The organism is Agromyces sp. NPDC058110, from assembly GCF_042884735.1.
Classification (GTDB): domain Bacteria; phylum Actinomycetota; class Actinomycetes; order Actinomycetales; family Microbacteriaceae; genus Agromyces.
Map to the genome: position 1 here is coordinate 59,474 of NZ_JBHVTI010000003.1, position 14,157 is coordinate 73,630.

At 71.9% G+C, this 14,157-nt stretch carries 13 protein-coding genes; 5 read left to right on the forward strand and 8 right to left on the reverse strand.

The window, feature by feature from the left end; genetic code table 11:
- Nucleotides 1-77 precede the first annotated feature (77 nt).
- Both ACFVS8_RS07890 and ACFVS8_RS07895 read left to right on the forward strand, forming a co-directional pair.
- Nucleotides 78-854 (forward strand): IclR family transcriptional regulator, encoded by a 777-nt coding sequence (locus ACFVS8_RS07890; protein ID WP_387059950.1) that lies wholly within the window; start codon nucleotides 78-80, stop codon nucleotides 852-854.
- A gap of 144 nt (nucleotides 855-998) precedes the next feature.
- On the forward strand, nucleotides 999-1,970 hold the full coding sequence (locus ACFVS8_RS07895; RefSeq protein WP_387059953.1) for an aldo/keto reductase: 972 nt from the start codon (nucleotides 999-1,001) through the stop codon (nucleotides 1,968-1,970).
- Nucleotides 1,971-2,067: 97 nt separating this feature from the next.
- Here ACFVS8_RS07895 and ACFVS8_RS07900 read toward each other — a convergent pair whose 3' ends face one another.
- Nucleotides 2,068-3,042: a serine hydrolase domain-containing protein gene (locus tag ACFVS8_RS07900; RefSeq protein ID WP_387059957.1), complete on the reverse strand. Its 975-nt coding sequence runs from the start codon at nucleotides 3,040-3,042 to the stop codon at nucleotides 2,068-2,070.
- Nucleotides 3,043-3,126: 84 nt separating this feature from the next.
- Between ACFVS8_RS07900 and ACFVS8_RS07905 the strand changes: the two genes are divergently transcribed.
- Complete coding sequence (locus tag ACFVS8_RS07905; protein WP_387059960.1) at nucleotides 3,127-4,734, forward strand: serine hydrolase; 1,608 nt, start codon at nucleotides 3,127-3,129, stop codon at nucleotides 4,732-4,734.
- Between the two features lie 244 nt (nucleotides 4,735-4,978).
- On the opposite strand, the gene ACFVS8_RS07910 is transcribed toward ACFVS8_RS07905, so the two are convergent.
- The 3 genes from ACFVS8_RS07910 to ACFVS8_RS07920 all read right to left on the reverse strand — a co-directional run bounded on the left by ACFVS8_RS07910 (nucleotide 4,979) and on the right by ACFVS8_RS07920 (nucleotide 7,940).
- A complete protein-coding gene (locus tag ACFVS8_RS07910) occupies nucleotides 4,979-5,905 on the reverse strand; it encodes an endonuclease domain-containing protein (RefSeq protein ID WP_387059963.1) in 927 nt (308 codons plus the stop codon).
- A 215-nt stretch (nucleotides 5,906-6,120) separates the two neighbouring features.
- Nucleotides 6,121-7,044: a 2-hydroxyacid dehydrogenase gene (locus ACFVS8_RS07915; protein WP_387059965.1), complete on the reverse strand. Its 924-nt coding sequence runs from the start codon at nucleotides 7,042-7,044 to the stop codon at nucleotides 6,121-6,123.
- 185 nt (nucleotides 7,045-7,229) lie between these two features.
- Nucleotides 7,230-7,940 carry a TetR/AcrR family transcriptional regulator gene (locus tag ACFVS8_RS07920; RefSeq protein WP_387059969.1) on the reverse strand — a complete coding sequence of 237 codons (711 nt, stop codon included), beginning with the start codon at nucleotides 7,938-7,940 and terminating at the stop codon, nucleotides 7,230-7,232.
- Nucleotides 7,941-8,047: 107 nt separating this feature from the next.
- Here ACFVS8_RS07920 and ACFVS8_RS07925 point away from each other — a divergent pair, with 107 nt between their 5' ends.
- The gene (locus ACFVS8_RS07925; protein WP_387059972.1) at nucleotides 8,048-8,542 is read left to right on the forward strand and encodes a pyridoxamine 5'-phosphate oxidase family protein; all 495 of its coding nucleotides are present in this window, start codon (nucleotides 8,048-8,050) and stop codon (nucleotides 8,540-8,542) included.
- Nucleotides 8,543-8,574: 32 nt separating this feature from the next.
- Nucleotides 8,575-9,162: a hypothetical protein gene (locus tag ACFVS8_RS07930; RefSeq protein ID WP_387059975.1), complete on the forward strand. Its 588-nt coding sequence runs from the start codon at nucleotides 8,575-8,577 to the stop codon at nucleotides 9,160-9,162.
- A 23-nt stretch (nucleotides 9,163-9,185) separates the two neighbouring features.
- Here ACFVS8_RS07930 and ACFVS8_RS07935 read toward each other — a convergent pair whose 3' ends face one another.
- The 4 genes from ACFVS8_RS07935 to ACFVS8_RS07950 form a co-directional block, all read right to left on the reverse strand.
- Nucleotides 9,186-9,593, reverse strand: coding sequence for a hypothetical protein (locus ACFVS8_RS07935; RefSeq protein ID WP_387059978.1), 408 nt, complete (start codon nucleotides 9,591-9,593; stop codon nucleotides 9,186-9,188).
- Between the two features lie 154 nt (nucleotides 9,594-9,747).
- Nucleotides 9,748-12,012, reverse strand: coding sequence for an immune inhibitor A domain-containing protein (locus tag ACFVS8_RS07940; protein ID WP_387059981.1), 2,265 nt, complete (start codon nucleotides 12,010-12,012; stop codon nucleotides 9,748-9,750).
- A 211-nt stretch (nucleotides 12,013-12,223) separates the two neighbouring features.
- Nucleotides 12,224-13,699 carry an MFS transporter gene (locus ACFVS8_RS07945; RefSeq protein WP_387059984.1) on the reverse strand — a complete coding sequence of 492 codons (1,476 nt, stop codon included), beginning with the start codon at nucleotides 13,697-13,699 and terminating at the stop codon, nucleotides 12,224-12,226.
- 5 nt (nucleotides 13,700-13,704) lie between these two features.
- On the reverse strand, nucleotides 13,705-14,139 hold the full coding sequence (locus ACFVS8_RS07950) for a MarR family winged helix-turn-helix transcriptional regulator (protein ID WP_387059987.1): 435 nt from the start codon (nucleotides 14,137-14,139) through the stop codon (nucleotides 13,705-13,707).
- Between the last annotated feature and the right edge of the window lie 18 nt (nucleotides 14,140-14,157).

Consider the following 14,157-nt stretch of genomic DNA (forward strand, 5'->3'; position numbering starts at 1 on the left):
GAAAACACCCGGGATCGGTGCGTGGGAGCGGCGAACGAGCCTGTCGGCCGCACCGGCGCCCGGCGTAGCATCGGGGCATGAGCGCAGAGGAGCGCCACGGCGGCGCGGGCATCCAGTCGGCCGAACGCGTGCTGCGCATCCTCGAGCTCGTGGGCGCGGCGCCGACCGGGCTGACCGCCGCCGAGATCGCGAGCTCGCTCGGCCTCGGCCAGTCGACCACCTACCGTCTGCTCGCGACGCTGCACCGGCAGGACTACCTCGCCAGGCAGGCCGGCGAGCACCGGTACATCCTCGGGCGCACGGTCGACCAGCTCGGCAGGGCCCTGCAGTACCAGCTCGTCGCGACCGATCCGGTGCGGCAGGTGCTGCGCGCCATGCACGACGCGGTCGGGGCGCCCGCCTACCTCACGGTGTTCCGCGGCGACGACATCGCGGTCGCGCACATCGAGGACTCCGCGGCGCATCCGCGCATCGGCCAGCTGCACGTCGGCTTCTCGGAGGCCTCGCACACGACCGCGTTCGGCAAGCTCATGCTCGCCTCGCGCGACGACGCCGCCGTCGCCAGGTTCCTCGAACGGCATGCGCCGGCGCGGCTCACGGCCTCGAGCATCACGGATGCCGCGGTGCTGAACGACCAGCTCGACGAGATCCGCGCCCAGCAGGTCGCCGTCGAGATCGAGGAGTACCTGCCGAAGCTCGCGTGCATCGCCGCCCCCGTGCGCTCGGCCGCCGGGCGCACGGTCGGTGCGGTCTCGGTCTCGGTGCAGGCGAAGGACTTCGCGGCCCGCTCGACCCAGCTCGAGCGCGCGGTGCGCCGCGGGGCCTGGCAGGTGTCGGCGCGGCTGGCGGGCTGACGGGCGTGTCGCCGGAAGACCGCGTCATCTGACGGAACGGGGGAATACCGGCATCCGCAGATCGTTGGCTTCGGATGTCGGCCGCGGGCGTACGCCCGATCGAGCCGGCGCACGACCACCGTTCCGACCCTGCGAGGAGCCAGCATGACCGAATCCGCCCAGACCGCCGCCCGAACCCGCATCGGCGCATCCGACCTCGAGATCGCGCCGCTGTCGCTCGGCACGAACGTGTTCGGGTGGACCGCCGACCGCGACGCCACGTTCGCCGTGCTCGACGCCTTCACCGCGGGCGGCGGCGACTTCCTCGACACGGCCGACGGCTACTCGGCCTGGGTGCCGGGCAACACCGGCGGCGACAGCGAGCGCCTCATCGGCGAGTGGGTCGCCTCGCGTGGTTCGCGCGACGACGTCGTCATCGCGACCAAGGTGAGCACCCACCCCGAGTTCCCCGGCCTCTCGGCGGCGAACATCCGGGCCGCGGCGGATGCCTCGCTCCAGCGCCTCGGCACCGACGTCATCGACCTCTACTACGCCCACTTCGACGACGCCGAGGTGCCGCTCGACGAGACGGTCGGCGCGTTCTCCGAGCTCGTCGACGCCGGCAAGATCCGCGCGATCGGCATCTCGAACTACACGCCGGAGCGCATCGACGAGTGGTTCCGCGTCACCGAGGCGAACGGCCTGCACCGGGCCGTCGCGCTGCAGCCGCACTACAACCTCGTCGAGCGCGACTTCGAGACGAACGGCCTGCGCGAGCGCGCCGAGCGCGAGGGCCTCGCGGTGTTCCCGTACTTCTCGCTCGCGAAGGGGTTCCTCGCCGGCAAGTACCGCTCCCAGGCGGATGTCACCGCCGACGGCGCGAGCGTGCGCGCGGGCGGTGCGGCGCCGTACGTCGGCGACCGCGGCGACCGCGTGCTCGCGGTGCTCGACGAGGTCGCGGCCGCCCACGCGGCATCCGTCGCCTCGGTCTCGCTGGCGTGGCTCAGGCAGCAGCCGACCGTCGCCGCGCCCATCGCGAGCGCGCGCAACGTCGAGCAGCTCGGCGACCTGCTGGCCTCGATCGGCTTGGAGCTGCCCGCCGAGGAGCTCGCCGCGCTCGCTGCCGCTTCGGCCTGATCTCGCGCTGCGCGGCGGCGGCGCCGGCCGAGTCGCCGGTCGTCGCCGCGCGCGTGGGCTCGTCTTCTGTCGCGTCGTCAGCCTCGTCGTGAGCCCTCTACGCCGCGGCGGCGACCGCGTTGTGCAGCTGATCGCCGTCGACGCCGACCGCGTTCGCGCGGTTGGTCAGCAGCACGAAGCACACGCCGAGCGACGGCGTGATCCAGAACTGGGTTCCGGCCCACCCGCCGTGGCCGAACGAGTCTCGGGCCAGCAGCGCGGGTGCCGCGTTGCGCAGGTTCCAGGTGATGCCCCAGTCCTGGCCGCGCGAGGCGGGGTACGGCTCGAGCTTCGTCATGCCGGCGGTGAGGGGGCGCAACATGGCCTCGAGCGCGATGGGCGACAGCAACGAGCCGTCGTTCCGGAGCAGCGCGCTGCCGATCGCCAGCAGGTCGGCGGCCCGCGCCCGGAGACCCGCCCCGGGGTTGCGCAGCTCGACGAAGCGGTCGTAGTCGAGTCCGCACTCGGCGGCGTCGACGGGGGCGTGTGGGCTGTCGGCGTCGAGGCTGAACCCGTCGGCGCCCGCGCGGCCGGCGACCGCGTTCACGGCGGCATCCCACGCCCGCCCGCCTGCGTGCTCGATCAGCGCCGCGATGCCCGAGTACGCGATGGTCGAGTACCTCGTCGCCGTACCTGCGGCGAAGTCGCGCCCTGGTGCCGTGAGGTCGGCCCGCAGGCTCGCCGCCGAGTCCATCGGCGGCTCGATGATGCCTGACGAATGGCTCACCAGGTGCCGCAGGCGCACCACGTCGTCGCGGCCGGCGCCGAACTCCGGCACCGCCTCCGCGAGCGGCGTCTCGAGCGTCAACCGCCCCTGCTCGACGAGCTCCATCGCCGCGAGTCCGACCAGCGGCTTCGTGATCGAGAACAGCGGATAGTGATCGTCGACGGATGCGGCGTGCGCACCCGTCGCCCCGAACGCATCGAGTGCGGCGACGCCGTCGGCGGTCGCGATGCCCAGCACGGCGGTCGGCAACCGCTCGGCGGCGACGTGACGGCGGGCCCAATCGAAGGCGTGGTCGAAGCGCGGCATCCGTCGATCGTATGCCCCGAACGGGGGACGCACACGGCCCGCCGGCGCCGATACGCTCGCAGGAGTCTGTCCTTGGGGGGAACCATGGCTCATCGTCGTCGCGCGTCGCGCGCGGCCGTCGTCAGCGGGGCGGTCGTCGCCGCGCTCTCGCTCGCACTCGCCGGATGCGTGCCGGAGCCCGAGCCGTACGCGCCACGCGTGTCGAGCGACGGCCCGCCGCCCGGCGATGCCGTCGAACTGCCGGAGGGCAGCATCGATGCGGCCGTGAAGGCGCTTCCCGGCGACGTGGAGCAGATCATGGAGAGCTCCGGGATCCCGGGTGTCGCGGTCGCCGTCGTGCACGGCGACGAGGTGCTCTTCGCCGAGGGGTTCGGGGTGCGCGAGCTCGGCGAGCCCGACGAGGTCGACGCCGACACCGTGTTCCAGATCGCGTCGATGTCGAAGCCGATCGCGGCCACCGTGGTCGCCTCGCAGCTCGGCGACGACCTGACGTGGAGCACGCCCGCCGCGCCGCTGCTGCCGGGCTTCGCCCTCGCCGACCCGTGGGTGACCGAGCATGTGACCGTCGGCGACCTGTTCGCGCACCGCAGCGGCCTGCCGCCGGCCGCGGGCGACGACCTCGAAGACATCGGGTACGACCGCGACTACATCCTCGATCACCTCGACCTGCAGCCGCTCAACCCGTTCCGCACGGCGTACGGGTACGCGAACTTCGGGCTCACCGCGGGCGCCGAGGCCGTCGCGAACGCCGTCGGCACCGACTGGGAGACCCTCTCCGACGAGGCGCTCTACGAGCCGCTCGGCATGGACTCGACGAGCTCGCGCTACGACGACTTCCTCGAGGAGGACGACCGCGCCACGCTCCACACCCTCATCGACGGGAACTTCACGGCGGCCTACGAGCGCGACGCCGATGCGCAGACGCCGGCCGGTGGAGTGAGCTCGAGCGTCAACGACCTCGCGAAGTGGCTCGAGCTGCTCATCGGCGACGGCACCTTCGACGGGCAGCAGCTCGTCGACCCAGCCGCCCTGCTCCCGGCGATCAGCCCCGAGATCATCTCGTCGCCGGCGGGTGCGCCCGACTTCCGCGCCGGTGCCTACGGGTACGGGTTCAACACGGGCACCGACCCGACGGGGCACACGACCTACAGCCACTCGGGCGCCTTCAGCCTCGGCGGCTCGACGAACTTCCAGGTCGTGCCCGCACTCGACCTCGGCGTGGTCGCGATCACGAACGGAGCGCCGATCGGCGTGCCCGAGGCGATCGTGAGCACGTTCCTCGACCGGGTGCAGTTCGGCGAGGTGCACCGCGACTGGCTCGCCGACTACGGTCAGGCGCTCGCGCACTACACCGAGCCGGCGGGCGACCTCGTCGACCAGGACCAGCCGGCGGATGCCGCGCCTCCCGGCCCGCTCGACGGGTACGCCGGCACCTGGAAGAACCCGTACTTCGGCGACGCCGTGGTCGCGGCTTCGGACTCGGGCGACGGACTCGTCGTACGCCTCGGACCCGACGGCGGCTACGAGATCGAGCTCGAGCCGTGGAACGGCGACGAGTTCGCCTACGTGCCGAGCGGCGAGAACGCCCCAGACGGCTCGAAGTCATCGGCCACGTTCGAGCTCGGCAGCGGAACGGACACCATGACGCTGCAGTTCTTCGACGCCAACGGCCTCGGCACCTGGACGAGATGAGCTGAGCGGGCCGCCGCGGAGGTGTCGACCGCGTGGCGGGCGGGCTGCCGGGCGCGGCGCCCGCCCGTGGCGGGTCGGAGTGCGCGGGCGCCCTCCGCTGACGGCTCGGAGCGCGCGCCGCCCGCCCCCGGCATCCGTCGTCGTTCGCGAAATTCAGGAGATCTCGGGCCGGAGGTGTGCATGGCGCCCCATCAGCGAGGATCTCCTGAATTTCATGCTGCGATCGGTGCGCCGCTGGGCTGGATCAGGCAGGCTGGGCCGGCTCGACGCGCGGAAACGGGCGCGGGCGTGCACGGGGCCACCGATGCTCGCCCCGGGCGATGAGCGCGAGGATGCCGGCCGACGTGCGCGGCCTGTCGTGCATCACCTGGTCGTAGCTCAGCCTGAGCACGAGGTATCCGCGGGTCACGAGTTCGAAGTCGCGTCGGCGGTCGGTCTCGAACTCCGTGCGGGAGCTGTGGAACGCCCACCCGTCGACCTCGACGACCAGCCGCTCGCCGACGAGCAGGTCGACGGATCCGACGCCGTCGACGTACGCCTGGGTGCGGCAGGTGATGCGGCGTGCGCGGAGGAACAGCCTGACCTTCGTCTCGAGTCCGGACTGGCTCCCGAAGTCGAGCCGATCGAGGTCCTCGCGGCGACCGGACGGCATGGCCGCACGCACCGACGCGAGCTGTCCGGGGTCGAGCATGCGGCCCTCGACGGCCGACTCGACCGCGGCGAGTGCGTCGGATGTCGGCGCGCACGCGAACATCTCCGCGATCGCTGCGGTCAACGGGTCCCGGCCGACCCTGCCGAGCCCCCGGGGCCGGTAGTGCACGCAGACCCCGTGGGCGACGGGATCGAGGGGGACCGAACGGGCGTCGGGGGATCGAAGGCGTGCCGCGTTCGACGCGACCCGGACGTGCAGGCGTTCGCGGGGCGGCACCCATGCTCCGTGCATCCGGGCGACCGTCGAAGCCGTCGCGACCCCGCCCACACGCACGGCCCGCACGACGTCGGGGTGGGCGTCGGGCGTCGCGAACCACCCGTTGCGCACCCGGATCACGCTGCCGTGGCGCAGGGCGGCGAGCACCGCGCCGCGCGGCAGCCCGGCGGCCTCGAACCCGCGCAGGCTCGCGGCTCCGCCCGCGCGGCGGAGCACGGTGGAGATCCGGGGGTCGACGGGCATGCGTCGAGTGTGCCCGCGGAGCCCGCCCCCTGCCGCGATCGGGGCTCGACCTGTGGAGAACGCGCGGATGCGGCATCCGGAATTCAGGAGATGTCGGCTCAGGGGTGCTCGGGGAGGCCTCTGGCGCCGGATCTCCTGAATTTCGTGAAGGCACCACTCGGCAGGGGCAGTCGGCGCGCGGACGGCGTCGCGGCCGCCGAGCGGCCGCCACGCCGTCAGCTGCGCAGCACGACGTTGCGGGGTTCGTCGCCCCGCAGCATCCGTTCGACCTGGTCGCGCACGAGCCGCGCCATGCGGGGCATCATCGCGGTCGAGGCCCCGCCGACGTGCGGCGAGATCAGCACGTTCGGCATCGCGAACAGCGGGTGGCCGTCGGGCAGCGGCTCGGGCTCGGTCACGTCGAGCGCGAAGCGCAGCCGACCGGATGCCGCCTCCTCCTCGATCGCGGAGGTGTCGGCGACCTTTCCGCGGGCGATGTTCACGACCAGCGCGCCGTCGGGCAGCGCCGCCAGGAAGTCCGCGTCGACGAGCCCGGTGGTCGCGTCGCTCAGCGGCACGCCCACGATGACGATCTCGGCCGACGGCAGCAGGTCTGGCAGTTCGTCGATGCCGTGGATGCGTCCGCGCTCGTCGTCGCGCGCGCGGCCCGCCATGCGCTCGAGCTCGACCTCGAACGGCAGCAGGCGCGCCTCGATCGCCCGCCCGACACCGCCGTAGCCGATGAGCAGCACCCGACGGTCGGCGAGGCTGGCGTGCCGCGCCGGCGCCCAACGGCCTTCGCCGGCGGCCCGAACGAAGTCGGGGATGCCGCGTTGGGCGGCGAGCACGAGCGTGAGCGTCAGCTCGGCCGTCGAGGTCTCGTGAACGGACGCCGCGTTGGCGAACACGTGCCCCGGCGGCAGCGCCGCCTCGACGTCGTCGTAGCCGATCGACTGCGACTGCACGAGCCGGGTCGTGACGCTCGCGAGGGCGCCGAGCCGGTCGGCCGTGCCCATGTACGGCGGCACCACGAGGTCGAGGTGGGCGGCCGGGGCCGGGCCCGTGAGATCCCAGAGCACCACGTCGACACCCTCGGGCAGCGGGCCGACGGCGTCTCGCAGGGTCGCGCCGGGCAGGGAGACGAGCAGTCGTTCGGTCATGCGTCGATCATCTCAGGGGCGGATGTCGCGGCACCCGCCCGCGCTGGGTTCGCGTGGCTCCGAGCCCGAGCCCGAGCCCGAGCCCGAGCCCGAGCCCGAGCGCGAGCCAGAGCGCGAGCGCGAGCCCGAGCGCGAGCCAGAGCGCCGAACGGAGATGGGGCGCAGGCCGGAATCGGGAGCCCCGGTCACGGCAGCTGCTCGACCTGCGCGCGGATGATGCGTTCGGCGACGCCCATCGCGGCATCGCTCGGGGCGATCTCGTCGAAGCCGTGCAGCACGCCGTCGACCGCGAGCGAGGCGATGCCGTGGCTCATGGCGCACAGCTGCAGGAACGTGCTCTCGACGTCTCCCGAGATGTCGCCGTTCGCGTGTACCTCGACGACGAGCGCGCGGAGGCCGGCGAGCGCGGCGAGCCTGGCGCGGTCGAGCGTCTCGTCGCCGCGGGCGATGCTCGGGGTGCGGAACATGGCGTCGAAGTGGGCCGGATTGCGCTGGGCGAACGCGACGAACTCGAGCGAGTCGGCGACGAGGCGCTCGCGCCCCGGAAGGTGCGCGGCGCGCTCCTGGGCGGTGCAGAGCTCGTCGTCGAGCAGCGCGAGGCCCTCGAGCGCGAGCGCACGGATCATGCCCTCGCGGCTGCCGAAGAAGTGCGTCGGCGCGGCGTGCGAGAGGCCGGCCCGACGGGCGACCTCGCGGAGACCCACGCTGTTCACGCCCTGCTCGCGCGCCAGCTCCTCCATGGCGCGCAACAGTGCGGCGCGGCCGGGGGCGCCCGTCGTGCCCGCCGGGCCGAGCGAGCCGGCGGCGCCCCTGCCGGCCTCGACGGCGAGGCCCGGGCTCGCCGCGTCGGGCTCGGCGTGTGCGGTGCCGCCGCGGGTCGGAATCGTGTCTGACATCGTGCCTTCCATCGTGGGTGCCACGTCGGCCGCAGGCAAGTGCTTGACAATGTAAAGTCGCGCGGCGTACCGTGTGCTTTACATTGTAAAGCGATTGGAGCGGGAAGATGGTCGACGTCACGCACGGCGAGGTCTGGAAGACGATCTCGGCCGAGAACTTCATGGTCATCGGCATGGTGACCGCGCGAGGAGAGTCGCGCACGGCGGGCGTCATGCACGCCGTGCACGACGACCGCATCTGGTTCACCGCCCACGACCGGGCCTGGAAGACCCGGCACATCGCCGCCAACCCGAACGTCTCGATCACCGTGCCGGTCGCCAAGCGCGTGCCGCTGATGCCGTGGATCAAGATCCCGGCGGCGACCGTGACCTTCGCGGGCGACGCCGAGGTCGTGCCTGCGGCCGAGATGCCCGAAGCGGTGCGCAGCGCCCTGCTCGACGACATCGACGTGACCGACGGCGGCGACCACGGCAATGTCGTGGGCGTACGGGTGCGCCCGATCGGCGATTTCGTCACCTACGGCGTGGGCGTGTCGGCGCTCGGGATGCGCGACACCGAGGCGGCCGCAGGGCGCGTGGCCGCGGCATCCGTCATCGCCTGAGCCGCCGCCCGCGGGCTGGTACCGTTGCGCTCATGGACGGCGGGGGCACGGAATCCGGGGCGGTGCACGACGACGGCGCCGAGCGCCCGGGTGCGATCGGCGCGGTGGTGGGCGATGACCACGTGCGACCCGAGCAGGTGCGCGGCGAAGCGCTGAAGGAACGGGTCTATGCGACCTTCACCGGTCTCGCGATCGTGCTCGTGCAGCTGCAGAGCGTCGACCACCTCGAAGACGCGGGACTGGTGGCCGCCGAACTCGCCGTCGGCATCCTCGCGATCAGCGCTGCCGGCTTCGCCGCCGACGTCATCTCGTTCGTGTCGGTGCACAGCCGGTTCCCGCATGCTCGCGAGGTGCGCATCATGCTGCGCATCGCCGCCTCGGCGATCGCGTCGGCCGGTGTGCCGGTGGTGCTGCTCCTGCTGGCCGCGTTCGGGGTCGTGGAACTCGAGCCCGCGCTCCGCGCAGGAACGGTCGTCTACCTCGTGACGCTCGGCCTCATCGCCTACTTCGGCGTTCGCCGAACCAAGGCGCCGTGGTGGAAGCAGCTGGTGGCGCTCGCCGCCCTGATGGCGGTCGGCCTCAGCGTGATCCTCATCCAGCTCGCGGCGCACGGGCACTGACCCGCGGGCGACGCGGGCTCGCGTCAGCCGACGAGGCCGACCGAGACGAGGCGCGCCGGAGTGCCCGATCCGCACGAGGTGCCGGCCGCGGGCAGCGGCTCGACCTTCGCGAGCACGGTGTCGCCGATCGAGATCGAGGCGCCGGCGGCTCCCGTCAGCGACCAGACGTCGCCCTCGTCGGTCGTCACCTCGAGGCATCCGTCGGATGTCGCGGACACCCGCCCGGCGACCGTGCCGTTCGGCAGGGCGTCGGTCGGTGCGGTCGGCGGTGCCGTCGGCGGCTCGAGGGTCGGCAGATCGGTCGAGGACATCGGCGGCGTCTCGGATGCCGCGGCCGACGCCGACTCGGCGGGGCCCCGGCTCGATGGCGCGCACCCGGCCAGCAGCCCGACGGCGACCGCCGCGAAGGCGAGCCCCAGGATCGTCTTCATGCGTGCTCCTTCCGTGCGCTCGACGCGTGCGCCGCGCCGTCGCGCTCGCCGTGGAGGCATTCTCCTCCGACACCCCGACCGACGGAAGCGGGGCGGCGCCCGGGAGTCGGAACTCCCGGGCGCCGCCCGTCGTGCACGGTGCGTCGAGTCGAGGTCAGAACACCGCGACCGTCATCGACGTGCCCTGCTGGTTCAGCACCGCCATCCTGACCCCGACGGCGGGGAGCTTGACGCCGTGGTTCGGCACCTCCGGATACCAGTAGGTCTTGGTGTCGTCGAACAGCGGGTTCGGCAGCTGCGCCTTGATCACGCTCTGGACGCCGCCCACGTGCAGCACCGTGCGGTCGGTCGGCCTCAGGCCGAACGGGGCGTCGAACACCTGCACCCGCGAACGCCAGTAGTTGCCGTTGACGTCCTTCAGCGGCTTCGGGTGCGCGTCGATGTACAGGTTGCGACCGCTGCCCGGGTGGGCGAACGTGTCGTTGTCGGCGTACGAGGTGTCCCAGTACGAGATGAGCAGGCCCTGCTGGTACGCGTAGTGGTCGACCTTGTCGACGTACGTCGGGGTGTACCCGAAGAAGTACGGGCCAGTCTGCAGGTACTTGTCGTACGACACGTAGGAGCGGTTCGCAGCGATGTAGTAGTTGTCGAACAGGTTCGTCGTCTGCGCGCCGACCGCCGTGAAGCCGTCGACCGTCCAGCCGTTGTCGCCCGCTTCCGCACCGTCTTCGAAGACGCCCGCGATCGCGATGTCGTCGACGAAGAGGCCGGGGATCAGGTCGCCGCCGTTGCCGGCCACGCCGCCGTCGGTCAGGTACCGGATGCGGAGGCCGACCGTCTGGCCCGCAAAGGCGCTCAGGTCGTACGTGGCATCCACCCAGTCGGCCTGCGATCCGTCGGTGCCGTTCGTGGCGGGATCGAACGGCAGGCTGCCGGTGATCGGCAGGAAGCCCGATCCGCTGTCGACCTCGACGAAGGCGTAGTCGTAGCCCACCTCGATGTCGTACCTGGCCTTGAACGTGAGCGCGGGCGAACCTGCGGGCAGGCTCACCGTGCGGGTGAGCGAGGCGTCGAGGTCGTCGCCGGAGCCGCTGTACCACTGGCTCGCGCCCGAAGCCGGTGCGCCGAGATCGGACACCACCTCCTTCTTCGGCAGCGGCACGACGATCGCCTGCGCCTTCTTCGAGTTGTACTCGGCCGGTCCGAGGTTGACGAGCTTCTTCTTGCCGGGCTGCACGACTGTGTAGTCGAGCCAGCCGAGCTGCAGCTTGTTCCACGCGCCGAGGTCGCCGCCGCGCTCGCCGATGCCCTGGTCCTTCTTGGCGCCGAGCCGGCTCTGGGCCATGAGGGTCCAGTGCTCGTTGTTGTTGTCGCCGCCGGAGAGCACGTTGTAGTCGTCGGGGAGGCCGAGGTCGTGTCCGTACTCGTGGTAGAACACGCTGCGGCCGCCGTTCTCGGGCTGCATCGTGTAGTCGCCGATCCACATGCCGGAGTCGCCGATCTGGGTGCCGGTGATCGAGTTGCCGGTGCCGGGAACGTACGCGAGGTTGGCGTACCAGCGGTGGCTCCAGATGGCGTCGCCGCCGTAGATCGGGTCGCCGTCGGCCTCGTCGCCGCCCGCGTGCACGATCTGGAAGTGGTCGATGAAGCCGTCGGGCTCGTTGAAGTTGCCGTCGCCGTCGAGGTCGTAGCGATCCCAGATGTCGAACGAGGCGAGCTCGGCCTTCACCTCGGCGGGCGTGCGGCCCTTGGCGAGCTGGTCGGCGTACCAGACGTTCGCCGCGTCGCGCACGAGGGCCTTGGCGTTGTTGCAGACGTTCGATCCGCAGTAGTTGGCGCCGTACCGACCTTCGGTGTAGTTCACCTTCACCCAGTCGGTGACCTCGCCGCCGATGCTGTACCGGCCGGAGGACTGGCTCTCGTAGTAGGTGCGCAGCGACTCGTCGTTGCCGAAGTAGAGGTCCTGGAAGTAGCTCTGCGAGTAGTCCGAGCGCCACACCGTGCTGTTGTCGACCGCGCGGTCGGGAGCCGGGATCTCGTTGTGGAGCGGGCCCTCGGTGCGCTGGGCGTTCGCCGCGGGCGGGTACGGCGACGGGTCGTCGCCGAACTCGACGAGGATCGCGAAGACGCGGTCGGTCGTCTCGCGGGCGAGCTCGACGTACTGGTCCTTCGCCTTGCCGGGCTTGCCGTACCGGCTGCTGCTGCCGGCCGCGGGGCCGGACGAGTCGGTGCCGACCTTGACGATGGTGCTGTCACCGCGCTGCTCGGTCGTGAGCTCTCCGTTGAGCACGCCCGTGATCGCCGATTCGCGGAGCGCGGTGCGCTTCTCCTCGAGCGGGTTGGGCAGGTTGTCGCTGGGAACGACCGCCGAGGGTTCGTCGGCGGGTGGGGCTGCGAACGCGGCCGGTGCCCCGATCATGCTCGCAGTGACGAGAGCCGCGGTCGCGGCCCCCAACAGCATCTTGCGCACGTGAACCTCCATGAGGAGTGCCGGGGCCGCTGAGGTCGGCGGCGGTGCAGCATGAGGCGGCCGGTGAGCCCGTCACTGGTGGTGGCGCCTCAGCCTCTTGTGGGGTGATGCGAACACGCCGGATCCGGCGATGCCCAAGAGTCTATGAATGGGCTGCGAATCAAGACAGTCTTGAACTCGCAGCCGGGTCGGAGGATGATTCCGCCCCTCGGCCGGAGGGGGTCGCCCGCCGCGGGGCATCCGCTCGCGCGTCGGATCGACCCTGCATCCGCGGCAGCGGGATCGGCGAGGTCATCGCGACCTCGTCGCTGAAGTCCTCGGGGTCGGCGACGACCGAGACGGCGCCGGTGGGGAGTGCGACGCGGTCGCCGTCGGCGATGGCGTCGGTCGCGGCCGCCCAGGCGACGCCGAAGCGCCATGGGCGCTGCGGCACGCGCGTGATGCGGAGGCCGCGCGCGACGACGAGCCAGGTGACGCCGATGCCGAGCGACACGAACGACGCGAGGGCGCCGGCGCCGAGCGCCCAACGGGGGCCCGCGGCATCCGCGACCCAGCCGACGACGGGGGCGCCGACGAGCGTCGACCCCATGAGCACGGCGGTGTAGAGCGCCATCACGCGCCCGCGCACCGAGGCGTCGGTCGTGGTCTGCACGTAGCCGTTCGCGGTCGTGAGCAGGGTCACCGTGCAGAACCCGATGAACACGAGCGAGGCGGCGAAGGTGATGTAGGTGGGCATGAGGGCGGCGACGGTCATCGCGATGCCGAGTGCGCCGACGGCGACCACCACCACGCGCAGGCGTGCGCGAGAGCGGCGCGCGGCGAGAAGGGCGGCGGTGAGCGAGCCGATGGCGAGGATCGACGAGAGCACGCCGTACTCGCCGGCGCCCTCGCCGAACATGACGGCCATGGTCGACGAGAAGATCGGGAAGTTCATGGCGAACGCCCCGACGAGGAACACGATCGTCATGACGATCACGAGGTCGGAGCGCCCGGCGACGTACCGGAACCCCTGCACGAGCGCGTTGCCCTCCCGGGCTCGCCGGGGGTGGCGGATGAGTTCGCGCTCCCGCATGGCGAGCAGCGCACCGATGAGGGCGAGGAACGTCACCCCGTTGATGAGGAACACCCAGCCCGACCCGACGAGCACGATGAGCCCGCCGGCCACGGCCGGGCCGATGAGGCGTGCGACGTTGAACGAGGCGGCGTTCAGGGCGACCGCGTTCGACGCGTTCGGTCCGCTCACGAGGTCGGAGACGAAGGTCTGGCGCGCGGGGGCGTCGAAGGCCGAGGTGATGCCGAAGGCCAGTGCGAAGCCGTAGAGGTGCCAGAGCTCGGCGTGCCCGGCGAGCAGCAGCAGGCCGAGGCCGAAGGCGAGCAGCATCAGCACGGTCTGGGTGACCATGAGCACCTTGCGGCGGTCGAAGCGGTCGATGACGGCGCCGGTGATCGGCACGAGCAGCAACTGCGGGCCGAACTGCAGGGCCATGGTGGTGCCGACCGCCGCCGCGTTGTTGTCGGTCAGCTCGGTGAGCACGACCCAGTCCTGGGTGGTGGACTGCATCCACCCGCCCACGTTCGAGACGATCGCGCCGATGAACCACAACCGGTAGTTGCGGCCCGTGAGCGATCTGAACATCGCGCTCACTGCGTGGCGATCCGATCCATGATCTCGGATGCCGCGAGGAGCGTCGCCCGTTCGTCTGCGGTCAGCTCGTGCATGCGCTCGGCGAGCCAGGCGTTGCGCTTGTGCAGCGTCGCCGCGACGATCTCGCGCCCGGAGTCGGTGGCCGTGATGTTCGTCTTGCGGCGGTCGACGTCGTCGGGCGTGCGCACGACGTGGCCGTCGCCCTCGAGGCAGTCGACGGTGCGGTTCATCGAGGGGGCGCTGATGCGCTCGGCCTCGGCGAGCTCGGAGAGGGTCATCGACCCGTGCTTCGACAGGTGCATGAGCACGGTCATCTGGCCGTCGGTGACGCGGTCGTCGGACTTCTGCGCGCGCAGGCGCCGTGAGAGGCGCACCGCCGCGAGCCGCACCTGCGAGGCGGCCTGGTCGGGGAGTTCGGCGGAGTCGGTCACGAATGCTTAGCCTAGCTC